The organism is Photobacterium sp. Alg240-V54, assembly GCF_900537155.1.
Taxonomy (GTDB): Bacteria; Pseudomonadota; Gammaproteobacteria; order Enterobacterales; family Vibrionaceae; genus Photobacterium.
Window position 1 is genome coordinate 25,571 of record NZ_UNRL01000014.1, and the last position, 25,992, is coordinate 51,562.

Annotated in this window: 25 protein-coding genes; 23 read left to right on the plus strand and 2 right to left on the minus strand. The window is 43.4% G+C overall.

Annotation, left to right across the window (positions count from 1 at the left end):
- Complete coding sequence (gene yidC, locus G6R09_RS19100) at positions 1–1,641, plus strand: membrane protein insertase YidC (protein ID WP_065167732.1); 1,641 nt, start codon at positions 1–3, stop codon at positions 1,639–1,641.
- 116 nt (positions 1,642–1,757) lie between these two features.
- Entirely contained in the window at positions 1,758–3,125 is a 1,368-nt protein-coding gene (mnmE, locus tag G6R09_RS19105) for a tRNA uridine-5-carboxymethylaminomethyl(34) synthesis GTPase MnmE (RefSeq protein ID WP_163924041.1), read from the plus strand.
- Positions 3,126–3,197: 72 nt separating this feature from the next.
- Here the strand turns inward: mnmE and G6R09_RS19110 are convergent, their stop codons facing one another.
- A complete protein-coding gene (locus tag G6R09_RS19110; protein WP_065167730.1) occupies positions 3,198–3,740 on the minus strand; it encodes a cobalamin adenosyltransferase in 543 nt (180 codons plus the stop codon).
- A gap of 140 nt (positions 3,741–3,880) precedes the next feature.
- On the opposite strand from G6R09_RS19110, the gene G6R09_RS19115 reads away from it, so the two are divergent.
- The 21 genes from G6R09_RS19115 (at position 3,881) to G6R09_RS19215 (ending at position 24,378) form a co-directional block, all read left to right on the plus strand.
- The gene (locus G6R09_RS19115; RefSeq protein ID WP_065167729.1) at positions 3,881–4,798 is read left to right on the plus strand and encodes an ABC transporter substrate-binding protein; all 918 of its coding nucleotides are present in this window, start codon (positions 3,881–3,883) and stop codon (positions 4,796–4,798) included.
- Positions 4,776–5,816, plus strand: a complete 1,041-nt coding sequence (locus G6R09_RS19120) for an iron ABC transporter permease (RefSeq protein WP_163924042.1) — start codon at positions 4,776–4,778, stop codon at positions 5,814–5,816. The genes G6R09_RS19115 and G6R09_RS19120 overlap by 23 nt, the downstream gene beginning before the upstream one ends.
- Positions 5,813–6,580, plus strand: a complete 768-nt coding sequence (locus G6R09_RS19125) for an ABC transporter ATP-binding protein (protein WP_163924043.1) — start codon at positions 5,813–5,815, stop codon at positions 6,578–6,580. The genes G6R09_RS19120 and G6R09_RS19125 overlap by 4 nt, the downstream gene beginning before the upstream one ends.
- Positions 6,581–6,933: 353 nt before the next feature.
- Complete coding sequence (gene mioC / locus G6R09_RS19130) at positions 6,934–7,380, plus strand: FMN-binding protein MioC (RefSeq protein WP_163924045.1); 447 nt, start codon at positions 6,934–6,936, stop codon at positions 7,378–7,380.
- Between the two features lie 426 nt (positions 7,381–7,806).
- Positions 7,807–9,696, plus strand: a complete 1,890-nt coding sequence (mnmG, locus tag G6R09_RS19135; RefSeq protein WP_065167725.1) for a tRNA uridine-5-carboxymethylaminomethyl(34) synthesis enzyme MnmG — start codon at positions 7,807–7,809, stop codon at positions 9,694–9,696.
- Between the two features lie 10 nt (positions 9,697–9,706).
- Positions 9,707–10,327, plus strand: coding sequence for a 16S rRNA (guanine(527)-N(7))-methyltransferase RsmG (rsmG, locus tag G6R09_RS19140; RefSeq protein ID WP_065167724.1), 621 nt, complete (start codon positions 9,707–9,709; stop codon positions 10,325–10,327).
- 14 nt (positions 10,328–10,341) lie between these two features.
- On the plus strand, positions 10,342–11,136 hold the full coding sequence (locus G6R09_RS19145; protein WP_060999276.1) for a ParA family protein: 795 nt from the start codon (positions 10,342–10,344) through the stop codon (positions 11,134–11,136).
- Positions 11,137–11,144: 8 nt separating this feature from the next.
- Positions 11,145–12,044 (plus strand): ParB/RepB/Spo0J family partition protein, encoded by a 900-nt coding sequence (locus G6R09_RS19150; RefSeq protein WP_065167723.1) that lies wholly within the window; start codon positions 11,145–11,147, stop codon positions 12,042–12,044.
- Between the two features lie 175 nt (positions 12,045–12,219).
- Positions 12,220–12,609, plus strand: coding sequence for a F0F1 ATP synthase subunit I (locus G6R09_RS19155; protein ID WP_060999279.1), 390 nt, complete (start codon positions 12,220–12,222; stop codon positions 12,607–12,609).
- Between the two features lie 8 nt (positions 12,610–12,617).
- Positions 12,618–13,421 carry a F0F1 ATP synthase subunit A gene (gene atpB, locus G6R09_RS19160; protein WP_045037212.1) on the plus strand — a complete coding sequence of 268 codons (804 nt, stop codon included), beginning with the start codon at positions 12,618–12,620 and terminating at the stop codon, positions 13,419–13,421.
- Positions 13,422–13,487: 66 nt separating this feature from the next.
- Entirely contained in the window at positions 13,488–13,745 is a 258-nt protein-coding gene (gene atpE / locus G6R09_RS19165) for a F0F1 ATP synthase subunit C (RefSeq protein WP_012551447.1), read from the plus strand.
- Between the two features lie 82 nt (positions 13,746–13,827).
- A complete protein-coding gene (atpF, locus tag G6R09_RS19170; RefSeq protein ID WP_060999284.1) occupies positions 13,828–14,298 on the plus strand; it encodes a F0F1 ATP synthase subunit B in 471 nt (156 codons plus the stop codon).
- Between the two features lie 16 nt (positions 14,299–14,314).
- Positions 14,315–14,848 (plus strand): F0F1 ATP synthase subunit delta, encoded by a 534-nt coding sequence (atpH, locus tag G6R09_RS19175; protein WP_065167722.1) that lies wholly within the window; start codon positions 14,315–14,317, stop codon positions 14,846–14,848.
- 15 nt (positions 14,849–14,863) lie between these two features.
- Positions 14,864–16,405, plus strand: a complete 1,542-nt coding sequence (atpA, locus tag G6R09_RS19180) for a F0F1 ATP synthase subunit alpha (protein WP_065167721.1) — start codon at positions 14,864–14,866, stop codon at positions 16,403–16,405.
- 45 nt (positions 16,406–16,450) lie between these two features.
- The gene (gene atpG, locus G6R09_RS19185) at positions 16,451–17,317 is read left to right on the plus strand and encodes a F0F1 ATP synthase subunit gamma (protein WP_065167720.1); all 867 of its coding nucleotides are present in this window, start codon (positions 16,451–16,453) and stop codon (positions 17,315–17,317) included.
- A 32-nt stretch (positions 17,318–17,349) separates the two neighbouring features.
- Positions 17,350–18,756 (plus strand): F0F1 ATP synthase subunit beta, encoded by a 1,407-nt coding sequence (gene atpD / locus G6R09_RS19190; RefSeq protein ID WP_065167719.1) that lies wholly within the window; start codon positions 17,350–17,352, stop codon positions 18,754–18,756.
- Positions 18,757–18,773: 17 nt separating this feature from the next.
- Entirely contained in the window at positions 18,774–19,196 is a 423-nt protein-coding gene (locus G6R09_RS19195) for a F0F1 ATP synthase subunit epsilon (protein WP_060999292.1), read from the plus strand.
- 266 nt (positions 19,197–19,462) lie between these two features.
- Complete coding sequence (gene glmU, locus G6R09_RS19200; protein ID WP_163924047.1) at positions 19,463–20,821, plus strand: bifunctional UDP-N-acetylglucosamine diphosphorylase/glucosamine-1-phosphate N-acetyltransferase GlmU; 1,359 nt, start codon at positions 19,463–19,465, stop codon at positions 20,819–20,821.
- 235 nt (positions 20,822–21,056) lie between these two features.
- A complete protein-coding gene (locus G6R09_RS19205; RefSeq protein ID WP_065167717.1) occupies positions 21,057–21,830 on the plus strand; it encodes a DeoR family transcriptional regulator in 774 nt (257 codons plus the stop codon).
- 36 nt (positions 21,831–21,866) lie between these two features.
- Positions 21,867–23,702, plus strand: a complete 1,836-nt coding sequence (gene glmS, locus G6R09_RS19210; RefSeq protein ID WP_163924049.1) for a glutamine--fructose-6-phosphate transaminase (isomerizing) — start codon at positions 21,867–21,869, stop codon at positions 23,700–23,702.
- A 301-nt stretch (positions 23,703–24,003) separates the two neighbouring features.
- Positions 24,004–24,378, plus strand: coding sequence for a helix-turn-helix transcriptional regulator (locus tag G6R09_RS19215; RefSeq protein WP_065167716.1), 375 nt, complete (start codon positions 24,004–24,006; stop codon positions 24,376–24,378).
- Between the two features lie 56 nt (positions 24,379–24,434).
- Here the strand turns inward: G6R09_RS19215 and ilvA are convergent, their stop codons facing one another.
- Positions 24,435–25,988 (minus strand): threonine ammonia-lyase, biosynthetic, encoded by a 1,554-nt coding sequence (gene ilvA, locus G6R09_RS19220; RefSeq protein ID WP_065167715.1) that lies wholly within the window; start codon positions 25,986–25,988, stop codon positions 24,435–24,437.
- Positions 25,989–25,992 lie beyond the last annotated feature (4 nt).

The following is a 25,992-nucleotide window of genomic DNA, read 5'->3' on the forward strand; positions in this document are numbered from 1 at the left end:
ATGGGTTCCCAACGTAATATTCTGTTAATTGCCCTACTGTTTGTCTCATTCTTGCTATTTCAGCAATGGCATGGCGACAAGAACCAGCAACCAACGAAGCCGGGTGTAGCGCAGCAAGTCAATAACAATAGTGGTATTCCATCACATTCAAGTGATAATCAACCACTGACTGACCAGAAAACTTCAACTAACTTAATTACCATTAAAACGGATGTACTGGAATTAACAGTCGACACGCTTGGTGGTGATGTTATCAATGCAAAACTACTTAAATACGACAATACTCTCGGTTCTAAAGACCCGTTTGTTTTATTAAGTGATACTGATGGCCGTGATTATATCGCGCAATCAGGCTTAATTGGCACTAACGGTTCTGATTCACAAACACATGGCCGCGCACAATACGCCGTGACAGCAAAAAGCTTTGTGATGGCACCTGATCAAAACGAACTACGTGTACCAATGACATTTACTAAAGATGGCATTAGCTACATTAAAACGTTTGTTTTCAAGCGCAACGATTATGCGGTTAACGTTGACTACACTGTCGACAACAAAACTGACAAAGCAGCAACAGTACAAATGTACGCACAGCTACGTCACCGCCTAGAAAGCAAAACTGGCGGCGGTATTCAAGGCATGGCAATGCACACCTACAACGGTGCGGCATACTCAGCTAACGATACTAAGTACAAAAAATACAGTTTTGATGACATCAAAGAGAAGAACCTTAACCAGTCAGCAAATGACGGCTGGGTTGCGATCATGGAGAACTACTTCGTATCAGCATGGATCCCTCGTGATGGCGCAGATCAGACATCTCAAGTCTACAGCAGCGATAACAACGGTGTAGGTTACATCGGCGTACGTATGCCGTTAGAGACTGTAGCTCCTGGTCAAACAAAAGAAATCAAAGCAACACTTTGGCTTGGTCCTAAGTTGCAAAAAGAAATGGCAGCAACAGCAACGAACCTAAACCTTACGGTTGATTATGGTTGGTTATGGTTCATTGCAAGCCCATTGCATAAATTGCTTTCTTTCATTCACGGTATTGTAGGTAACTGGGGTGTAGCAATTATCATCCTAACGCTAATTGTTCGTGGTGCGATGTACCCACTAACAAAAGCACAGTACACCTCAATGGCGAAAATGCGCATGCTACAGCCTAAGATTCAGGCGATGCGTGAGCGTTTAGGTGATGACCGTCAACGTCAAAGCCAAGAAATGATGGAGCTGTACAAAAAAGAGAAAGTAAACCCACTTGGTGGTTGTTTACCTATCATGCTCCAGATGCCAATTTTCATTGCACTGTACTGGGCACTAATGGGATCAGTTGAATTGCGTCATGCGCCATTCTTCGGTTGGATTCAGGATCTGTCAGCACAAGACCCGTACTACATCCTACCTGTTCTTATGGGTGTATCAATGTTCCTGATTCAGAAGAACAGCCCATCGACAGTCACGGATCCAATGCAGCAGAAAATCATGACCTTTATGCCGGTTATGTTTACTTTCTTCTTCCTATGGTTCCCATCAGGTCTAGTTCTGTACTGGTTAGTATCAAACGTTGTGACCCTGATTCAACAAACTATTATTTTCCGCGCGTTGGAAAAGAAAGGTTTACACAGCAAAGCTAAATAAGCACTGCCTGTGAATGAAAGGCGACCTTAGGGTCGCCTTTTTTTATGGGGCAGATTAGGCGTAAGCCCTCACAGTGGTTTACAATCATCAAGTCATTTTAAAGCAAAGCCAAGGTTATGAATCAACATATCGATACTATCGTTGCACAAGCAACACCACCGGGCCGTGGCGGCGTCGGCATCATTCGCGTTTCAGGTCCTAAAGCGAAAGAAGTAGCCCTTGCCGTTGCTGGTCGTGAGTTAAAAACCCGTTACGCTGAATACCTGCCATTTAAAAATGAAGATGGAACCGCCCTTGATCAGGGGATCGCGCTGTTTTTTAAAGGCCCCAATTCATTTACCGGCGAAGATGTATTAGAACTTCAAGGCCACGGTGGCCCAGTATTAATGGATATGATGATCCGTCGTATTCTTAATATTGATGGTATTCGTCCAGCCCGTCCTGGTGAGTTCTCTGAACGGGCGTTTATGAACGATAAGCTTGATTTAGCCCAGGCAGAGGCCATTGCTGATTTAATTGATGCCAGCTCAGAAGAGGCCGCCAAAAGTGCCTTTAAATCACTACAAGGTGTATTCTCAAACAAAGTGAATGAATTAGTTGAAGCCTTAATTCATTTACGTATTTATGTCGAAGCTGCGATTGATTTCCCTGAAGAGGAAATAGATTTCCTATCTGACGGCAAAGTCAGTGGTGATCTCAATAACATCATGGCTCGCTTAGCAGATGTACGCAAACAAGCCAATCAAGGCGCGATCATGCGTGAAGGTATGAAAGTGGTGATTGCTGGTCGCCCTAATGCCGGTAAATCAAGCTTACTCAACGCGTTATCGGGTAAAGACAGTGCAATTGTGACCGACATTGCTGGCACCACCCGTGACGTGTTACGCGAACATATTCACATTGATGGCATGCCACTGCACATCATTGATACCGCCGGCTTACGTGAAGCAACCGACGAAGTAGAACGAATAGGTATTGAACGCGCATGGGCTGAAATTGAACATGCCGATCGAGTGTTATTCATGGTTGATAGCACCACCACCGACGCCACCGATCCTAAAGAGATTTGGCCAGACTTTATTGAGCGCCTACCTGCTGATATGGGTCTAACTGTTATTCGTAATAAAACAGAACTAACAGGTGAGCCAGCCGGTATATGTCATGTTAATAACCCAACCTTAATTCGCCTTTCTGCACGTACAGGTGAAGGTGTCGACGACTTACGTGAACATCTAAAGCAATGTATGGGATTTGCAGGTACGACCGAGGGCGGCTTTATGGCGCGTCGTCGTCACTTAGATGCGCTAGAGCGTGCAGCCGAACATTTAGAGATCGGTAAACAACAGCTTGAAGGTTTTATGGCGGGTGAAATTCTGGCCGAAGAATTACGTCTTGCTCAACAGCACTTAAGTGAGATCACCGGTGAGTTTACCTCGGACGATTTACTGGGGCGTATCTTTACCTCATTCTGTATTGGTAAGTAACGACTAACATTGCACTCACATTGATGGTTACGCTACAAAAACGCCACATATTATTGATATGTGGCGTTTTTATTATTTTTTAGATACTGGTTTAGGGTAATTTATGCTGATATATTCAGGCTCTTCAACCCCAGCCTGCTGATTAAGTACTCGCGTTAACGCAAACAAATAATTCACTAACAAATTACTGAATCTTGGCAATGTGGGTGGCACTTTTTTACCCACTGCATCGACCTTAACCAATTGCCTTACTACCTTTTTAGCTAAACTTCGGCATTGGTGTAATTGCACCACCGCCCCAACCCCTCGCGGTAATACAAACCGTTTATTGCTGTCTGTTACTTGATCGCGAAAGTAATGATAGTCCGCTTTAAGCTTACTAATATCAGCCTCAAAAATACCGCATTTACCTCGAATCGAACCGTTCAAATGAAAAATTCGTGGTTGCAGCCAGAGTAATGATTGTTGCATGTCCCCATCGTCTAATTGTGAGATCACCAAGCCAATATAGGTACACAATTCATCAGTGAGAATTTCAAAATCACACAAGGGTGAATCTTCAAAAATGAACGGATAAGCGAGTTCGTCAATATCGCCAGAAAACTTTAATACCATGACTTTATTCGTCCTTACTAAATATGGCCAATTCTACCAGTAGACTGTCATTGACAGCGTTCCAAAAATCACTAACTATGTCCGCAAATTTTGCTTGCTAGGGATGTTGCAAGCTCATCATCTACGACGTATGGAAAATTATGTACCAACTATGTAAATATTTATTTTTCATTGGCTGTTTATGCCGTAGTTCAATCAGCTTTGGGGCTGAAACTGTCTACCCAATAACGGTTATAGATGCCAGTAATCACGCAGTTACATTGACGAAAATGCCGACTCGAGTCGATTCTAAAAGCATGTTTAGCGATCAAGTTATCATGGCATTGCTACCACTCCAACATATCACCAGTTTAAGCCGCTTAAGCAAGGATGGCACTTATTCCATTATTGCTAACAAAATTCCAGCTACCCTAGCGTTACGCGATCTTAATGTTGAACGTATTATTGCCGAGCACCCAGATTTAGTTCTCGTCGCCAGTTGGAGTGATAGCCCTAAAATAGCTCAACTACGAGCAGCGGGTATTACGGTATTTGTGATTAAAACGGTTTATAGCCTTAAAAATATTGAAAAAAACATCTTATTAGTCGGTAAACTGGTTAATCAAAATACTGCCGCAGCAGCATTAGTTGAAACGATGCAGCAAAAACTTAAGCAACAGGTTATTGTTCCTAAACAGCCACTAACCGCGATTGAATACACTTCGTGGGGAGCGTCCAGTAACCATAACTCCACTATCAATACCATTATTAGTCACGCTCAACTCAAAAATGTGATTGCGTATTCCAGTGGCGATAAATTTGGCCAAGTACCGATTGCTAAAGAACAACTATTAGTGCTTAACCCTGATGTGATTATCATACCAGGGGTGGACAGTGATGGTTTTAAGCAACAGTTACTCCATGATCCTGCCCTGCAAACATTAACCGCTATTCGTGATCGCCGCGTGATCAGTTTGCCACATTCACTGCGTTCAACTGATAGCCAATATATTGCCGACGCTATCATCTACCTTAATCATAAGGTTTATCAGCCCCATGCTCAGTCATCAATACATTAAACCACTACAAGGTATTACAGCATTAATCGGATTATTAGTGCTGCTAATTATTTACCTTAGTCTTGGCTCAGTTTCGATCCCTATTGATGACATTTTTGCCATGTTCAACAGCTATATCCATGGTGGCGAGGCGTTAGCCCAACAACAATATCCTCTCGCCTCGGCGATCATATTACAGATCCGCTTACCGCGTGCTTGTGCCGCTATATTAGCAGGTAGTGCGTTAGCGTTAGCGGGGGCCTGTAGCCAAGGATTATTTAGAAACCCCCTTGCTAGCCCCGATATCTTAGGCATTAGTGCCGGTAGTAGTTTTGCCGCCGTGGTCGCCATCGTCAGTGGCTTAACCGTGGTTAATCCCGCTTTATTGCCTGCTGTCACCGCAGTTGGAGCTTTGATTACTGCTACTATCGTGTATCTGATTGCCCGTCAAACCCAGCAACATGGCTTGTTCATCATTTTAGCGGGCTTAGCAGTATCAAGTTTATTGGGCGGATTAACCATGGGAGTATTATTAACAGCTCAGCAATATGAAGTCAGTGAATTTGTATTCTGGACCATGGGCGGCCTAGATGCGCGTACTTGGCAACAATTACTATGGCCAACCCCCATAATTATTATTGCTGCGTGGGTATTGTTACGCCACGGACAAACGTTAAACCTGCTCGCTTTAGGTGAACAAAATGCCCATGGCATGGGCGTCAATGTCAGTCACAGCCGCCGCTTATTATTGCTACTCACCACCTTACTCACTGCGATGGCAATTGCTGTAGCGGGTCCAATTGGCTTTATTGGCTTAATCGTGCCCCATTTAGCTCGACTCTTAGTCGGGCCCAATAATCGTATTTTACTGCCATTTTCGGCCTTATTTGGCGCAATGTTCCTCTTGGGGTGTGATCTTATTGCGCGTACCGTCATTGCCCCTAACGAATTAAAAACTGGAATTATTACCGCGATTATTGGCGGGATCTATTTTATTATTTTATTAATTCGTAGCCAATATAAAGGATTACAATCATGATCCTACCACTTGTGATCAGCCAATTAAGTTACCATCAAGGATCACAGCCGTTATTGCAAAATATTAACTTTGCCATTAATCCAGGCGAATTAGTGGGTATTATTGGCCCTAACGGCGCAGGTAAAAGTACCCTGCTTAAATGTCTCAGTGGGTTTATCACACCCACTAAAGGCTGCATTCGTTTATTTGACCAGCCACTTAACAGCTATAGTCATCAACAGCGAGCTCAACAATTAAGTTATTTACCGCAATACACAGAACCTGCATTTGGATTTGTGGTTAACGATATTATTCATTACGGTCATCACCAATCAGCAGCACTATCACAACACAAAATAAATAATATTATTAATCAGTTACAGATAGAGCCTCTATTAAATAGACCGATAAACCAGCTCTCTGGCGGCGAACAACAACGGGTTCATTTTGCCCGTTTATTAATTCAAAATGCCGCTGTCATGCTACTTGATGAACCAACTGCCAGCCTCGATATTGGTCATGAATCATTATTACTTAATATTCTCAGCCACCATTGCCAGCAAGGTAAAAGTGCCTTAATCGCCATTCATAATCTTAATACCGCGATCACCTTTTGCGACCGCTTATTATTACTAGAACACGGCCAGCAAATTGCCTTTGATAACCCTCAAAAGGTATTAACCCCGCAACAAATCACCGCGCTTTATCAACACCACGTTAGTGTCACTCACTATCCAGACAACCAAAAACTGGTTATTTTACCGCAACGCCACTCGATCCCCTGAGCAACGCGATCAACGTTTGGATCAGGAAAAACAACGATCATAACTCTGTGTGAATGATAAGGGGATCATGTGGGTAAGATCATCTCTAATCATCACAAACTCTTGTGATGACAACTCTATAATGATCGTGTTAGCCATTATAATTACTGCTATTTAGTCACAAATACCCACAATTTCTCCCACTTTCATCCCCATTCTTAGCTGGTGGATAAAAATAATAGCCTTTCAGTGAATAAAACGGCCTTCATATACCATAAAGGCTATCTTTATAGGGTTTGATCTCAGTACAATATTCGCTAGGTATTTCGTTTGATGTCGATGATCCCATCAAAGCGCTCACTCTAAGGATAATTATGTCAACTATTACTCTGATCACAGGCAGCACTCTTGGTGGTGCTGAATATGTCGCCGATCATGTCGCTGAATTATTAACAGCACAAGGCCATCAAACCAATATCATCAACCAACCTCAACTTGAGCAGCTAAATCAAGATTCTATTTGGCTAATTATTTGCTCTACCCATGGTGCGGGTGATTACCCAGATAACTTTATTGCCTTTGCTAATGCGCTCAATGATCAAAAACCTACGCTAGAGGCGTTAAAGTTTGCTGTTATTGGACTTGGAGACAGTAACTACGACACTTTTTGTGCTGCAGGCAAAAATATTGAAGCGTTATTGGTTCAATTAGGTGCTACACCCATCGCTCAACGACTGGATATTGATGTATCGATGACACCTGTACCTGAAGAACCAGCTGAAATCTGGCTTGAAGAGTGGCAAAATTGCTTTAACGGTTAAAAAACGGTCAATAGTTACTCAATTATTCCTGTTCTTTAATGGTTTTTTCTGTGGATAACTATGGATCTAAACGGTGATCAACCCATAGTTATCCATTTAATAACTTATATGGCCGACGTGCCCTGTGTATAAGTAGCTATTTTGATCCCAGCCTATCCTCTGAAAGATCCAAGCTACTCCACAGTAAATGATCTTCATTAAATGCATGATCATAAGGATCATTTAGCGGTTATCCACACGATCAGTGGATCCTAATAGTAGATCTAATAGAAGATCTCTTTAAAAAGATCTTATATATATTTAAACAACCAAAATGGCCGATCAAATGATCTTGATGAAAGATTCTCTCTTGCCAAGAAACAGGATAGAATGTCCGCCCTTTGCTCGAGTTAACTCACTGGCTATTTAAATACCTGAGGAAGTTTCATGTTTTACCAGGAAAAATTTGATGTCATCGTTGTGGGTGGCGGTCATGCCGGTACAGAAGCGGCACTGGCAGCAGCCCGAATGGGACAAAAAACCTTACTGTTGACCCATAATATCGATACGTTGGGCCAAATGTCGTGCAACCCAGCTATCGGCGGGATCGGGAAAGGACACCTGGTTAAAGAAGTTGATGCCCTTGGCGGCTTGATGGCGCGTGCCATCGATAAAGGCGGTATTCAGTTCCGCACCCTCAACTCTTCCAAAGGCCCAGCAGTACGGGCAACACGTGCACAAGCTGACCGTGCACTGTACAAAGCAGCAGTACGTAACGTATTAGAAAATCAGCAAAATTTAATGATTTTCCAGCAAGCTGTAACTGATCTTATTGTTGAAAATAATCGCGCCACAGGCGTGGTTACTGAAATGGGATTAAAATTCCATGCTAAAGCCGTGGTATTGACCGTAGGTACATTCCTTGGCGGCAAAATTCACATTGGCTTAGAAAATTATAGCGGTGGTCGTACGGGCGATCCGGCATCAAATGCCTTAGCTGATCGCCTACGTGAATTACCATTGCGTGTTGATCGCTTGAAAACTGGTACTCCACCACGCATTGATGCGCGTAGTGTTGATTTTAGCGTGCTTGAAACTCAACACGGTGATAACCCAACCCCAACGTTTTCGTTCATGGGTAAGCAATCTGATCACCCACGTCAAATTCCATGTTTTATTACTTACACCAATGAGCGTACTCATGAAGTGATTCGTAATAACCTTGATCGTAGCCCAATGTATGCTGGTGTGATTGAAGGTATTGGTCCGCGTTACTGTCCTTCGATTGAAGATAAAGTGATGCGTTTTGCGGATAAAAATAGCCACCAAATTTTCATTGAGCCTGAAGGCTTAACCACTAATGAACTTTATCCGAATGGTATTTCAACCAGCTTACCTTTTGACGTTCAAATGCAAATTGTACGTTCAATGAAAGGCTTTGAAAATGCGACCATTATGCGTCCAGGTTATGCGATTGAGTATGATTTCTTTGATCCGCGCGACCTTAAGCAAACCTATGAAAATAAATACATTGATGGGTTATTCTTTGCGGGCCAAATTAACGGTACTACCGGTTATGAAGAAGCTGCCGCACAAGGCCTAATGGCGGGTATGAACGCCGCTCTTCAAACGCAAGACAAAGAAGGTTGGAGCCCACGTCGCGATCAAGCTTACATGGGCGTATTGATTGACGATCTATCAACCATTGGTACTAAAGAACCTTACCGTATGTTTACGTCACGCGCGGAATACCGCTTGTTGTTACGTGAAGATAATGCTGATTTACGTTTAACCCCAATGGGTCGTGAGTTAGGTCTCGTTGATGATGAACGCTGGGCGCGTTTTAATCAAAAATTAGAAAATATGGAACAAGAGCGCCAGCGCTTGAAAGATATTTGGGTTAATCCAAACTCTGATCATATTGAAAGTTTAAACAAGATCCTTAAATCACCGATCGTGCGTGAAGCCAATGGTGAAGATCTTCTTCGTCGCCCTGAAGTGACTTATGAGCAATTAACCAGTATTGAAACTTTTGCGCCTGCCCACGATGATATTGAAGCGCGTGAGCAAGTTGAAACGCAAATTAAATACCAAGGTTATATTGACCGTCAGCGTGATGAAGTAGAAAAATCATTACGTCATGAAACCACTAAACTACCGTTTGATCTTGATTATAGCTTGGTGAAAGGCTTATCAAATGAAGTGGTGATTAAGCTTAATGATGCCAAGCCTGAATCTGTTGGTATGGCATCTCGTATCTCTGGTATTACGCCTGCGGCGATTTCATTGCTATTAGTTTATTTGAAAAAACATGGCTTGCTTAAAAAAGGCGAATAAGGGTTAGATAATGAAACAACGTTTGATAGAACTTATCGCTCAAACTGATCTTCAGGTCACAGAACAACAACTTGATCAATTGATCGGTTACGTGCAACTGCTGCACAAATGGAATAAAGCGTATAATCTGACTTCTGTGCGCGATCCGAATGAAATGTTAGTTAAACACATTATGGATAGTATTGTGGTTAGCCAATATTTAGACGGTGAGCGTTACATTGATGTTGGTACGGGGCCGGGGTTACCTGGCATTCCGTTAGCGATTATGTGCCCGAATAAATCATTTACGTTGCTTGATAGCTTAGGTAAACGGATTCGATTTATACGTCAAGTGATCCATGAGCTAAAAATTACTAATGTGACTGCTGTTCAAAGTCGTGTTGAAGAATTTGATCCCGGTGAAGGTTTTGATGCGGTGCTAAGCCGTGCTTTTGCCTCAATGTCTGACATGGTTAATTGGTGTCACCATTTACCGAAACAAGGTGGTCAATTCTTCGCGCTGAAAGGCCAGTATAATCAAGATGAAGCAGCAGAGCTTCCTGAGTGGTGTACTGTTGTTGAAGTTAAATCGTTACAGGTTCCTGATCTCGAAGGCGAGCGTCATTTAGTTGTATTAACAGCCAAAGATTAATTGTTGAGGTTTTTGTGGGAAGAATCATAGCTGTTGCAAATCAGAAAGGTGGTGTTGGTAAAACAACATCGTGTGTCAATCTGGCTGCTTCATTGGCTGCTACTCAGCGTAAAATATTGGTGATCGATCTTGATCCTCAAGGTAACGCGACCATGGCCAGTGGCGTCGACAAATACCAAGTTGAAGCCAGCGCTTATGATCTTTTAGTTGATGAGACTCCTTTTAATCAAGTTGTTATTAACGAAACGACGGGTGGCTATCATTTGATAGCTGCCAATGGCGATGTCACTGCCGCTGAAATTAAATTAATGGAAGTGTTTGCTCGCGAAACGCGGTTACGCAATGCGTTAGCTTCGGTTCGTGATAATTACGATTATATTTTTATTGACTGTCCACCATCTTTAAACTTGTTAACTATCAATGCAATGACTGCTGCTGATTCGGTATTAGTACCAATGCAGTGTGAATATTTTGCCCTTGAAGGTTTAACCGCATTGATGGATACCATCAGTAAGTTAACCGCCGTTGTTAACAGTGATCTTAAAATTGAGGGCTTGTTACGGACGATGTTTGATCCTCGTAACCGACTTTCAAATGAGGTATCACAGCAGCTTAAAAAGCATTTTGGTGATAAAGTATATCGTACAGTTATTCCACGTAATGTGCGTCTTGCTGAGGCTCCAAGTCATGGTCGTCCAGCAATGTATTACGACAAATATTCTAGTGGTGCTAAGGCGTATTTAGCGTTAGCCGGTGAAATGATTCGCCGTGATGAATTAGCACTGCAAGCCACTCCGGTTGAAGCGTAAGGTTTTCCATGAATTTCAATAAAAGAGGCTTGGGCAAAGGCCTTGATGCCCTACTAGCCACCAGCAATGTTGCTCAAGCAAAGAAACAACAAAGTGATCAGCATACCTCACAGCAAACAGCTATTGATGGTGAGTTATGCCAAATTGCAGTATCAGCATTGAGCTCTGGTCAATATCAACCTCGTAAAACAATGGCTGCTGATGCATTAACGGAATTAGCGGATTCGATTCGTGCTCAAGGTGTTATTCAGCCAATTGTTGTGCGCCGTATTGATAACCAGCGTTATGAAATTATTGCCGGTGAGCGTCGTTGGCAAGCAGCGCGTCAAGCAGGATTACAAACCGTTCCTTGTATTATCAAAAATGTTGATGATCGTGCCACCGTTGCTATCGCATTGATTGAGAATATTCAACGTGAAGATCTTAATGCCATCGAAGAAGCGCGTGCTTTAGAACGTTTGCAGCAAGAGTTTTCATTAACCCACCAGCAAGTTGCTGATGCTGTGGGTAAATCACGTGCTGCTGTTTCTAACTTACTGCGTTTGAATCAATTGTCTGATGCCGTCAAACAACTGGTTGAACAAAAACAGTTAGAAATGGGTCATGCAAGGGCTTTATTAGCCTTAGATGAGCAGCAACAGTTAGCTACAGCACAAATTATCATCAATAAGTTGTTAACTGTGCGTGAGGCTGAAAAGCTAGTTAAAACACTATTAAATCCAACCGCAACGCCAGCCAAGTCGGCACCACAGCCACAAACTGTCGCATTACAATTAAGTTTGAGTGAGCGTTTTGGTACCAAAGTTGCCATTAATCAAAATAAAAATGGTAAAGGTAAAATTGTTATTAATTACGACCAACAAGATAAATTAGCGCAAATTCTTGCAATGTTAGGCCACGAACTGTGATCTGCTAGCGGTAATTTTTGATTAGACGATTACCCTGTGGTAGTTAGGTTATTTTGTTGTAAAATATAAATGTTTTTTTTGCTGCAATAAGATTGCATTCAATCTATTCAGCCGTATAATTTTCGCTGTATTTCCCGCACTCATGTGTCGAGGAATGGACTCGAGGAACGAATACATGGTATCGGCGCTAGTGAAACCGGGACGCCAATTGGCAAAACGGTTGCTGTTACTACAATCTGGCGTCGTAGTAGCTACGGCATTAACGGCAGTCTTCGCTGTCAATGTTGACTGGGGAATATCTGCACTTATCGGGGGCGGCATTTTTGTAATTGCCAACACTGTATTTGCTATGTGTGCGTTTATGTTTAGTGGTGCCAGGAAGGCACGACTAGTCATGGCGTCATTTTATGGCGGAGAAGTGCTCAAAATCCTCATAACAGTCATCCTTTTTGCCGCAGCTTACCTGTATAAAGGGGTGGAACTTGTTCCCCTCCAACTAACCTATTTGCTGGTCCTTGGTATTAATATTTTTGGACCGGTTTTATTCATTAACAACAACAAATAGGATCAGTTATGGCTGCGCCAGGTGAAGCGCTAACGCCGTCAAGCTACATCACTCACCACCTTACTAACTTATCAACTGATAAGCTTGGTTTGGCGAGTGAAGGAAGTTTTTGGACGGTAAATATCGACAGCCTTATTTTTTCTGTCCTGACCGGATTATTCTTTTTATGGGTATTCCGCAAGGTAGCAAAACAGGCGTCATCAGGAGTACCAAGCAAGTTACAATGTTTTGTTGAAATGGTAGTTGAATTCGTTGATACCAACGTTAAAGATACTTTCCATGGCCGCAATCCACTTGTTGCTCCGTTAGCACTAACCATTTTCTGTTGGATTTTACTGATGAACATCATGGACCTTGTGCCAATTGATTTTCTTCCGTATGCCGCACAAAGTGTTGGAATTCCTTATTTAAAAGTGGTTCCAAGTGCTGACGTTAACATCACTATGGCAATGGCGTTAGGTGTATTCGCATTGATGATTTACTACAGCATCAAAGTGAAAGGTCTACTCGGCTTTGCAAAAGAACTGGCTCTTCACCCGTTCAATCACCCAATTATGATTCCGTTTAACTTACTGCTTGAAGTGGTATCGCTGATTGCGAAGCCAATTTCATTAGGTATGCGTTTATTCGGTAACATGTTTGCTGGTGAAGTGGTGTTTATCCTTATCGCGGCGTTGATGCCGTGGTGGGCTCAATGGCTAGGCTCGGTACCGTGGGCTATTTTCCACATCCTAGTCATTACAATTCAAGCATTCGTATTCATGATGTTAACTATCGTGTACCTGTCTCAGGCACATGAAGACAATCATTAACGATTATTTGTAACTTTTATATTTTTTATTGGCACTTTAGCCGACAACTATAAACTGGAGATAGTGATGGAAACTTTACTAAGCTTTTCTGCAATTGCCGTGGGCATCATTGTAGGTCTTGCTTCCCTTGGTACAGCGATCGGCTTCGCAATTCTTGGTGGTAAATTCCTTGAGGGCGCTGCACGTCAACCTGAAATGGCGCCAATGCTGCAAGTTAAGATGTTCATCATCGCAGGTCTACTGGATGCGGTTCCAATGATCGGTATCGTAATCGCGTTGCTATTCACATTCGCAAACCCATTTGTTGGCCAACTAGCTGGCTAATAAACCGCTGTGATCAGCCTTTCTCAAGAAGGCTGACTCCAGAGTAAATGGACCCTAGCAACCCTTTTTAAGGAGATGCGTTGTGAATATGAATGCAACTTTGCTGGGTCAGGCTATCGCTTTCTTCTTCTTTGTCGTGTTCTGCATGAAATATGTATGGCCGCCAATTATGGAAGCGATTGAAGAACGTCAGAAAAAAATTGCTGACGGCTTGGCAGCTGCAGATCGCGCTGCCAAAGACCTGGACCTTGCACAAGCTAATGCTTCTGATCAATTAAAAGAAGCGAAACGCGCCGCGAGTGAGCTGATTGAACAGGCAAATAAGCGTAAAGCTCAAATTGTCGATGATGCGAAAATTGAAGCCCAAGCTGAGCGTGAGAAAATTCTTGCTCAAGGTATGGCTGAAATTGAAGCTGAACGTAATCGTGCTCGTGATGAGTTAAGAAAACAAGTTGCAACTCTAGCTGTGATTGGTGCTGAGAAGATCATTGGGCGTTCCATCGATATGGAAGCGCAAACTGATATTCTTAACAAAGTCACTGCAGAACTGTAATTAAAGGGGCAAGCACATGTCGGATATGACTACTATCGCACGCCCCTACGCTAAAGCAGCATTTGACTTTGCGGTCGAGAATAATGCACTAGCACAGTGGGCAGAAATGCTAACTTTTGCGGGTGCTGTGGCAACTGATGACACTATGCAAGATATTCTTGATAGTGGCTATGCCGCTGACAAGCTCGCTGAAATATTTGTTTCAGTGTGCGGTGAGCAACTCGACGAATTCGGCCATAACTTAATTAAAGTCATGGCCGTTAATGGACGCCTCAATGCGCTACCCGATGTCTGTGGTGAATTCATGCTGATGAAACATGAGCATGAAAAAACCATCGAAGCTATGGTGATCTCTGCCATTGCTCTTGATGAAAACCAGTTAGATGCGATCAGCGCCAAACTTGAGCAGCGTTTAGCACGTAAAGTGATGTTGACCTGCAGTGTAGACGAGACCCTGATTGCTGGGGTTGTAATTAGAGCTGGAGACCTTGTTATCGATAACTCTGTACGGGGAAAATTGAACCGTCTGAGCGATACTTTGCTGTCTTGATTTGGGGAATTGTGCATGCAACTTAATTCCACGGAAATTAGCGCACTGATCAAACAACGTATTGAAAACTTCAACGTTGTAAGTGAAGCGCGTAACGAAGGTACTATCGTTTCTGTAAGCGACGGTATTATTCGAATCCATGGCCTTGCTGACGTAATGCAAGGTGAAATGATTGAACTACCAGGCGGACTATTCGCTTTAGCACTTAACCTTGAGCGTGACTCGGTTGGTGCAGTTGTAATGGGCCCTTATGCTTCGCTACAGGAAGGCATGAAGGTAACCGGTACTGGTCGTATTCTTGAAGTACCTGTAGGTCCTGCGCTACTTGGTCGTGTTGTAAACACCCTGGGTCAGCCTATCGATGGTAAAGGTTCAATTGAAACAGAGACATTCTCTCCTGTTGAAGTAATTGCACCGGGCGTAATCGATCGTAAATCTGTTGATCAACCTGTGCAAACGGGCTACAAAGCAGTTGATGCGATGATTCCAATCGGTCGTGGTCAGCGTGAGCTGATTATCGGTGACCGTCAAACGGGTAAAACCGCGATGGCTATCGATGCCATCATCAACCAGAAGAATTCTGGTATCTACTCTGTGTATGTGGCTATTGGCCAAAAAGCTTCAACGATTGCGAACGTGGTTCGTAAACTTGAAGAGCACGGCGCATTGGAAAACACCATTGTTGTGGTTGCATCTGCTTCTGAAGCTGCTGCACTACAATACCTTGCACCCTACTCAGGTTGTGCAATGGGTGAATACTTCCGTGACCGTGGCGAAGATGCACTGATCGTATACGATGACTTGTCTAAACAAGCCGTTGCTTATCGTCAAATCTCACTATTGCTAAAACGCCCACCGGGTCGTGAAGCATTCCCTGGTGATGTTTTCTACCTTCACTCTCGTCTTCTTGAGCGTGCATCACGTGTTAGTGAGCACTACGTTGAGAAATTCACGAACGGTGAAGTGACAGGTAAAACAGGTTCTTTAACCGCGCTACCTATCATTGAAACTCAAGCAGGTGACGTATCGGCGTTCGTACCGACTAACGTTATCTCTATCACCGATGGTCAAATCTTCCTGCAAACAGAACTGTTCAACGCGGGTATTCGTCCTGCGGTTGATCCAGGTATTTCTGTATCGCGTGTAGGTGGTGCTGCCCAAACTAAAGTTATCAAGAAGCTTTCAGGTGGTATTCGTACTGCCCTAGCACAGTACCGTGAACTAGCAGCGTTTGCTCAGTTCTCGTCAGACCTTGATGATGCAACTAAAAAGCAGCTTGATCACGGTCAGAAAGTGACTGAGTTGATGAAGCAAAAGCAATACTCGCCAATGTCTGTATTTGAGCAAGCGATTGTTATTTTTGCTGCCGAAAAAGGTTTCTTAGGTGATATTGAACTTGCCAAGTTAGCTGATTTCGAAGCTGCGTTGCTTTCATTTGCCAAAGGTCAATTTGCTGAGTTAGTAGCTCAAATTGATGAAACGGGTGCTTACAACGATGATATCGAAGCGCAGTTCTCAAAACTGCTGCAAGATTTCAAAGCGACCCAAACTTGGTAATTGGTTGGTGATCGCTTAGCGATCACCTTCTAACGGAGAGTGACGATGGCCAGCGCAAAAGAGATTCGTAACAAGATCGGCAGTGTTCAAAATACACAGAAGATCACCAAAGCGATGGAAATGGTGGCAGCTTCTAAAATGCGTAAAACGCAAGAAGCGATGGAGTCATCACGTCCATACGCACAAACTATGCGCAAAGTGATCGGTCACATCGCCCTTGGTAGCCTTGAGTATAAGCATCCTTATCTTGAAGAGCGTGAAGCCAAGCGCGTCGGTTACATCATTGTTTCTACTGACCGTGGTCTGTGTGGTGGCTTAAACATTAACTTGTTTAAAAAAGCCATTAACGATATTCAAACATGGTCTGAAAAAGGTGCAGAGGTTGATCTTGCGTTAATTGGCGCAAAAGCAACGGCATTTTTTAATAACTACGGCGGCAACGTAACGGCTCAAGTATCAGGCCTTGGTGATTCACCAACGGTTGATGAGCTGATCGGTACTGTTGGCGTAATGCTGAAGAAATATGATGAAGGTCAATTAGATCGTTTGTACCTAGTATACAACCAGTTTGTAAATACCATGGTTCAAGAACCAGTGATTGATCAATTGTTGCCTTTGCCTAAGTCAGAAGACGAAGAGATGCAGCGCAACCATTCTTGGGATTATATTTATGAGCCCGAGCCACAACCGTTACTTGATGCTTTATTGGTTCGTTATGTCGAATCACAAGTGTATCAAGGCGTGGTTGAGAACCTTGCCAGTGAGCAAGCGGCACGAATGGTGGCAATGAAAGCTGCAACCGATAACGCAGGTGATCTAATTGATGACTTGCAACTTGTGTACAACAAAGCTCGTCAGGCGGCGATTACACAAGAATTATCAGAAATCGTTTCTGGTGCATCTGCTGTTTAAGGCAAAGAATTAATAAGTTTAGAGGATTAACGATGGCTACAGGTAAGATCGTCCAGATCATTGGTGCAGTAGTCGACGTAGAGTTTCCACAGGACTCTGTACCCAAAGTATATGATGCCCTACATGTTGATGCGAAAGAGAACGGTACATTAGTACTGGAAGTTCAGCAGCAACTTGGTGGCGGTATTGTGCGTGGTATCGCAATGGGTACTTCTGATGGCTTACGTCGTGGTTTGTCTGTTGAAAATACAGGCCGCCCTATTGAAGTACCAGTGGGTACAGCGACTCTAGGACGTATCATGAACGTTCTAGGTCAACCCATTGATGAGTGTGGTGAAATCGGTGAGCAAGAGCGTTACGCTATTCACCGTCCAGCGCCAAGCTACGAAGAACAATCAAATGCAACCGAACTGTTAGAAACAGGCGTTAAGGTTATCGACCTTATTTGTCCGTTTGCTAAGGGTGGTAAAATCGGTCTATTTGGTGGTGCAGGTGTAGGTAAGACCGTTAACATGATGGAGCTTATCAACAACATCGCACTGCAACACTCTGGCCTATCGGTATTTGCCGGTGTTGGTGAGCGTACACGTGAAGGTAACGATTTCTACTTTGAAATGCAGGAAGCTGGGGTTGTTAACCTTGAGAAGCCTGAAGAATCAAAAGTAGCGATGGTTTACGGTCAGATGAACGAGCCACCAGGTAACCGTCTACGTGTTGCTTTGACTGGTTTGACAATGGCTGAGCGTTTCCGTGACGAAGGTCGTGACGTACTGTTATTTATCGATAACATCTACCGTTACACCCTTGCTGGTACTGAAGTATCGGCATTGCTAGGTCGTATGCCATCTGCGGTAGGTTATCAGCCAACACTTGCAGAAGAAATGGGTGTACTTCAGGAGCGTATCACGTCAACTAAGTCTGGCTCTATCACGTCAGTGCAGGCGGTATACGTACCAGCCGATGACTTGACGGATCCATCACCAGCAACAACCTTTGCTCACTTAGATGCAACTGTTGTACTTTCGCGTCAAATCGCATCGCTAGGTCTATACCCTGCGATCGATCCACTGGATTCAACATCACGTATGCTTGATCCATTGGTAGTAGGTCAAGAGCATTACGACATCGCGCGTGGTGTTCAGAGCTTACTGCAGCGTTATAAAGAGCTGAAAGATATCATCGCAATCCTAGGTATGGATGAGCTATCTGAAGAAGATAAGCAAGCTGTATCTCGTGCGCGTAAGATTGAACGTTTCCTAACACAGCCTTACCACGTAGCAGAAGTATTTACCGGTTCTCCTGGTATTTACGTATCACTTAAAGATACGTTACGTAGCTTTAAAGGTATTTTAGCTGGTGAATACGACGATATCCCTGAGCAGGCATTTATGTACTGTGGTGCGATTGAAGACGTATTAGAAAACGCCAAAAAACTGTAAGCTAATTAGGAGGCAATATGGCAGCGATAACCTTTCATCTGGATGTAGTCAGTGCTGAAAAACGTTTGTTTTCTGGTCGTGCTGAAAGTATTCAGGTTACAGGTAGCGAAGGTGAACTTGGTATTCATGCCGGTCACACGCCGTTGTTGAGTGCGATTACTCCCGGTATGGTACGCATTATCAAGCAAGGTGGCGAAGAAGATGTTATTTATCTTTCTGGCGGCATGCTTGAGGTACAACCTGGTATCGTAACCGTACTTGCTGACACCGCTATTCGTGGTATTGATTTAGATACTGCGAAAGCTGAAGAAGCAAAGCGCCAAGCTGAAGAGAGAATTCATAATCAGCATGGCGATATCGATTTTGCCCAAGCAGCCAGTGATCTAGCAAAAGCAATTGCTCAGTTACGCGTTATTGAATTGACCAAACGTTCACGTTAATCATATTTAATAGCAGCATCATAAAAAGCGACCTTAGGGTCGCTTTTTTTATGGCCGAATAGTATTTTTTATCTTATCGATAACTCCAATAGATGATAGTGCGATAAAGGGTCTATTTTTGTTCATGTATAAATAAATATTATCTATACAGAGTTTTTTGGTTGGTTATTTTTTAGTTAAAATGTGCAGTTCATCTTAAACCTATGTGCATCTACAGGTACAATAGGGATATACAAACTATATATGCATTCAGAGGAATACTCATCATGAGCTTTAGTGCTGTGATTCTTGCCGCGGGAAAAGGCACCCGTATGTACTCTAACTTACCTAAGGTGCTTCATACCCTTGCAGGTAAGCCGATGGTTAAACATGTTATTGATACCTGTAATGATATTGGTTCAAGCAGTATCAATCTTGTTTATGGTCATGGTGGCGATACCATGCAGCAAGTATTAGCCAAAGAAAATGTTAATTGGGTACTACAGGCTGAACAATTAGGTACAGGGCATGCGGTTAACCAAGCAGTGCCAAATCTTGCTGATGATGAGAAAGCGTTGATCCTATATGGTGATGTGCCGTTAATTAGCGCGCAAACGTTAGAGAATCTACTTGATGCTCAGCCAAGTGGCGGTATTGCATTATTGACTGTCGTTCTGAATAACCCGATGGGCTACGGCCGTATCGTGCGCCGTAATGGCCCTGTAGTGGCGATCGTTGAAGAAAAAGACGCCACAGAAGAACAAAAGTTGATTAAAGAAATCAATACTGGCGTGATGGTGGCTAATGGCGGCGATCTTAAGCGTTGGTTAGCATCGCTTAAGAATGAGAACGCGCAAGGCGAATATTACCTAACTGACATTATTGAAATTGCCCATAACGAAGGTCGTGCGGTTGAAGCGGTTCACCCTGCGTTAGCGATTGAAGTTGAAGGGGTCAATAACCGTGTGCAGTTAGCGCGTCTAGAACGAGCATTCCAATCGATGCAGGCGGAGCGTTTACTTGAGCAAGGTGTAATGCTGCGTGATCCGGCTCGATTTGATTTACGCGGTTCACTGCAATGTGGTACTGATGTTGAAATCGATGTTAACGTTATTATCGAAGGCAGTGTTAGCATTGGTGATAACGTGATTATTGGTGCTGGTTGTGTGCTGAAAAACTGTGAGATTGATGATAACAGTATTATTAGTCCTTACAGTGTGATTGAAGGCGCGATTGTTGGTGAATCTTGTACGGTCGGTCCATTTGCACGTTTACGCCCTGGTGCTGAGTTAATGACTCAAGCCCATGTAGGTAATTTCGTTGAAATGAAGCAAGCCCGTTTAGGTGTTGGTTCTAAAGCAGGTCATTTAAGCTATTTAGGTGATGCTGAGATTGGTACTAATGTAAATATTGGTGCCGGGACAATCACTTGTAACTACGATGGCGCCAATAAGTTTAAGACTGAAATCGGCGATGATGTGTTTGTCGGCTCTGATACTCAACTTATTGCTCCTGTAAAAGTAGCAAGTGGTGCCACCATTGGCGCAGGCTCAACCATTAACCGCAATGTTGGTGAAGATGAGTTGGTGATCACTCGTACACCAGCACGTACGATTAAAGGTTGGAAACGCCCAACCAAAAAATAGGCTTATTCTATAACTGAAAAAATGTCAGTTTAAAGAGCGATATATTATTAAGCAGAGCGCAAGCTCTGCTTTTTTTATGGCTAAATTTTGGTCTTTTACTGCGATTTTAGTGCTATCTATATTATCCCTCTGCTGCATTATTTTGTGATGAAAATTATTTCAAGGGTATTGCAGAATCGTTTTTAGTAACGCTATACTAGTTTCAAATCGAAACTTATTTTGTTGTTTAACCTTCATGTCGAAACGTAATACTCAGCAGCGTCGTCATGCTATTGCCGTTATGGTCAGTGAGCAAGGCGAGGTTAGCGTTGATGTTTTAGCGCATCATTTTTCTACCTCAGAAGTTACTATCCGTAAGGATTTAGCTGCCTTAGAGATCACTGGTTCATTATTGCGTCGCTATGGTGGTGCGATTGCGATGCCGAGCGAAATTGTCACGACCGAGCACACCGAGCAAGTTTCAGTGTGTAAGTTAGCGATCGCACAAGCTGCCGCTGAGCAAATTCGCGATCACCATCGCATTATTATTGATAGTGGCAGTACCACTGCCGCATTGATTACGTTATTGGGTGACAAGCAAGGCTTGATTGTGATGACCAACGCGCTTCATGTCGCTAATGCCCTCAATGCACTTGAAAATGAACCGACGCTATTAATGACTGGCGGTACTTGGGATCCCCATTCTGAATCCTTTCAAGGTCAGGTCGCAGAATCAGTATTACGTTCGTACGATTTTGATCAGCTGTTTATCGGTGCTGATGGCATTGATGTTGCCCGTGGTACCACCACCTTTAATGAATTAATGGGGTTAAGTCGAGTAATGGCTGAAGTCTCGCGTGAAGTGGTAGTGATGGTTGAATCAAACAAAGTCGGGCGCAAAATCCCCAACCTTGAATTAGCCTGGCAAGGGATCAGTACTTTGATCACTGATGAAGGCTTAAGTGATAGCGATAAAGCCAGTATTGAACAACATGGGGTGCGAGTGATTCGTGCCGTCGTTAATGGGTAATCTTGAAATAACCAAAGCTGTAGTAAAGGAATTATTATGTGTGGAATAGTGGGTGCAGTAGCACAACGTGATGTGGCTGAAATTCTGATTGAAGGCTTACGCCGTTTAGAATATCGCGGTTATGACTCTGCTGGTATTGCGGTGGTGGCTGCTGATAATACTTTGCAGCGCGTGCGTCAATTAGGTAAGGTGCAAGCGTTGGCTGATGCGGTTGAGAGTATCGATTTATGCGGTGGTACTGGCATTGCGCATACTCGCTGGGCAACCCATGGTGAGCCATCAGAAGCTAACGCCCATCCACATATTTCTGGTCAACATATTGCCATTGTTCACAACGGTATTATTGAAAATCATCAGGTTTTACGTGAGTTATTGCGTGAGCGTGGTTATGTGTTTAGCTCGCAGACTGATACTGAAGTGATTGCCCATTTAGTTGATTGGGAGCTGCGTTCGGCGGATTGTTTATTAACGGCAGTACAGAATAGCGTTACTCAACTTGAAGGTGCTTACGGTACCGTTGTGATGGACAGTCGCGATCCTGAACGAGTAGTTGTTGCGCGCTCTGGCAGCCCATTAGTGATTGGACTGGGGGTTGGCGAAAACTTTATCGCCTCTGATCAACTGGCATTATTAAATGTCACTCGCCGCTTCATGTTCTTAGAAGAAGGTGATGTTGCCGAAGTGACACGACGTAAAATATCAGTATTTGATAGTCAAGGTCAGGCCGTTGAGCGTAAAGTGAGCGAATCAACAGTAGAGCATGATGCAGCAGATAAAGGCCAATATCGTCATTATATGCAAAAAGAGATCTTTGAGCAGCCAAGTGCATTGATCAACACCATGGAAGGTCGAATTAGCGATGATCATGTGATCATCGAAAGTATCGGCAGTGATGCGGCAACGATCCTTGATAAAGTTGAACATATTCAGATCATTGCTTGCGGTACTTCTTATAATGCAGGCATGGTGGCACGGTATTGGTTTGAATCCATCGCTGGAATAAGCTGTGATGTCGAGATAGCCTCTGAGTTCCGTTATCGTAAATTTGTTACCCGTCCAAATAGCTTACTGATCACCCTTTCTCAATCAGGTGAAACGGCTGATACACTGGCAGCATTGCGCCTTGCTAAACAAAAAGGCTATATGGCAGCAATGACCATTTGCAATGTTGCGGGTTCATCGTTAGTACGTGAGTCTGATTTAGCCTTTATGACTCGTGCGGGGGCTGAAATTGGGGTGGCATCAACTAAGGCGTTTACCACTCAGCTGGTGGCACTATTGATGCTAGTAACAGCCATTGGTAAGCAACAAGCCACGTTAGATCGAGTGCAAGAACAACACATTGTGGCAGCATTGCAGCAGCTGCCAAGCTACATCGAACAAGCGCTAGCGTTTGATAAGCCGATTGAGGCATTAGCAGAAGATTTTGCCGATAAACAGCATGCGTTATTTTTAGGTCGCGGTGAGTTTTATCCGATTGCAGTTGAAGCATCATTGAAATTGAAAGAGATTTCTTACATTCATGCTGAAGCTTATGCGGCTGGTGAGCTTAAACATGGTCCATTAGCGTTAGTGGATGCTGAAATGCCAGTGATTGTGGTGGCCCCGACCAATGATTTGCTTGAGAAACTAAAATCAAACATTGAGGAAGTGCGTGCGCGTGGTGGGTTATTGTATGTTTTTGCCGATAATGAAGCCGATTTTGATGATTGTGATGGTATGAAGATCATTACCATGCCTAAAGTTGATGAGATTATTGCACCGATTTTTTACACCATTCCAATGCAGTTATTGGCGTATCACGTTGCTTTAATTAAAGGTACAGATGTCGATCAGCCACGTAATCTGGCCAAAGCGGTAACGGTTGAATAACCATTAAACAGGTTATTAGCTGATTACTCGATATCAAAAAAGGTGCCATTTGAGGCACCTTTTTTAGTTGTCAGTATTGAATCTTTGAGCCTAGTTATGTTGACATGTATCACTAATTTTTTTTGCGAAATAAAAATAGCAGTATGCAAACTGACGAACTGCAATTCAAAATACAAACAATAGCGACCATTAAAAGAGTAATTGTCTGATTTTATCGTAACTATGGGTTAAAAAACTTGGCGCATCATCTGCAAGGGATTGTTGTAGTACTGATACTTACAACGGTTTTTTGGAGTAGATGATGACAGATCGTAAACAACAAATGGCGCTACGGATCAAAGAAGCGCGTGAATGGAAAGGCTTAACTCAAGTTTATATGGCCCAACAGTTGAAAGTTGCACGTCAAACTTATTTAGATTTAGAAACCGGTAAAACTGAGCCAAAAGTACGATTATTGGTTGAGATTTCAGAGCTAACCGAACGGCCGTTAACCTGGTTTATTTATGGTGATTTAGGGCTCGATATTATCGAGAGTGAATACAAAGAAGAGATCGATAAATTAGTTCAGTGCTTTGGCTGTCTTCCTCACTCTGCTCGCCAAATAATTTTACAACAGAGCATTCAATTAGCGCAGTATATGGCGGAATATACTCGCACCCTGACTCATCGCCAGTGATCGTAATAAAAAAGCAGCGTTGTTAACGCTGCTTGATAAAATAAAGCTATTTGAGCTTATTGGGCGAGAAAGAACTTATATGCCGCGCTGTCAGTTTCATCATGCCAATGATAACCCAGTTTACGCAGGTGGTTGGTAAACGACAGCAAATCATGTTCAGCTAATTCAAACCCACATAATACTCGGCCATAATCAGCACCATGGTTACGGTAATTAAATAGGCTAATATTCCATTGACCGCCTAAGGTAGATAAAAACTTAGTCAGTGCGCCTGGGTATTCTGGAAATTCAAAGCTATATAATCGTTCTTGCAATGGTTTTGATGGTCGGCCACCAATCATATAGCGCACATGCACTTTAGCCATTTCATCATCGGATAAATCCATCACCGGATAACCGCCCTTACGCAGATCAGCAATAATATGTTCCAGCTCTTGTTGGCCTTGAAGTAATCGTACCCCGACAAATACATTGGCGAGTTTGTCATCATTATAGCGGTAGTTAAATTCGGTCACAGCACGACCACCAATCAGGTGACAAAAGTCTAGAAATGCCCCTGGACGTTCTGGAATCGTCACCGCTAATAGCCCTTCGCGTTTCTCGCCTAATTCGCAGCGTTCAGACACATAACGCAGTCCATGAAAGTTAAGGTTAGCTCCCGATAAAATTGCCGCTAAATGACATTGTTGTAATTGCTGCTGCTCAGCATATTTTTTTAAACCAGCCAATGATAATGCCCCTGACGGTTCAGCAATTGCGCGAGTATCTTCAAAGATATCTTTCACCGCCGCGCAAATTTCATCGCTACTGACGGTGATCACATCATCAAGATATTGTTCACATAAACGAAAGGTCTCACTGCCAATACGTTTCACTGCGACGCCATCGGCAAACATACCCACTTGATCAAGTGTTACTGGTTGTCCGGCATCAAAAGCCGCCTTTAAACAGGCCGAGTCTTCGGCTTCGACACCGATAACTTTAATTTCAGGTAGCAGTTGTTTTAATAATACCGAGACGCCCGCGGCTAAACCGCCACCGCCAACAGGAACGAACACATACTCAAGATGACCATTTTGTTGCACCAGTTCAATACCAATCGTGCCCTGTCCGGCAATGATGGCTGGATGATCAAACGGAGGGATAAAAGTATAGCCATGTTGCTGCGCCAGCATTTCAGCATGGATTTTGGCTTCATCAAAGTTATTGCCGTGCAAGACCACATTAGCGCCAAATCCACGTACAGCATCGACTTTAATATCGGGTGTGGTACGCGGCATGACGATAGTGGCGCTAACTTCTAACTTTTGGCTTGATAGTGCTAATCCTTGGGCATGATTACCTGCAGATGCAGCAATGACACCAGCCTGACGTTGACGCGCTGTCAGTTGAGTCATCATATTATAGGCGCCGCGCAATTTAAACGAATGTACAGGCTGACGATCTTCTCGCTTTAATTGCACCTGATTGCCGATACGAGCACTGAGGCGAGCTAAATTTTGTAGAGGAGTAACTTGCGCAACCTCATACACTGGGGCGCGTAAAATATTGCGCAGATAGTCTGCACCGCTAAGTAAATATTGATCGCTGACAGGGTTCACTTCGGCCATTCGA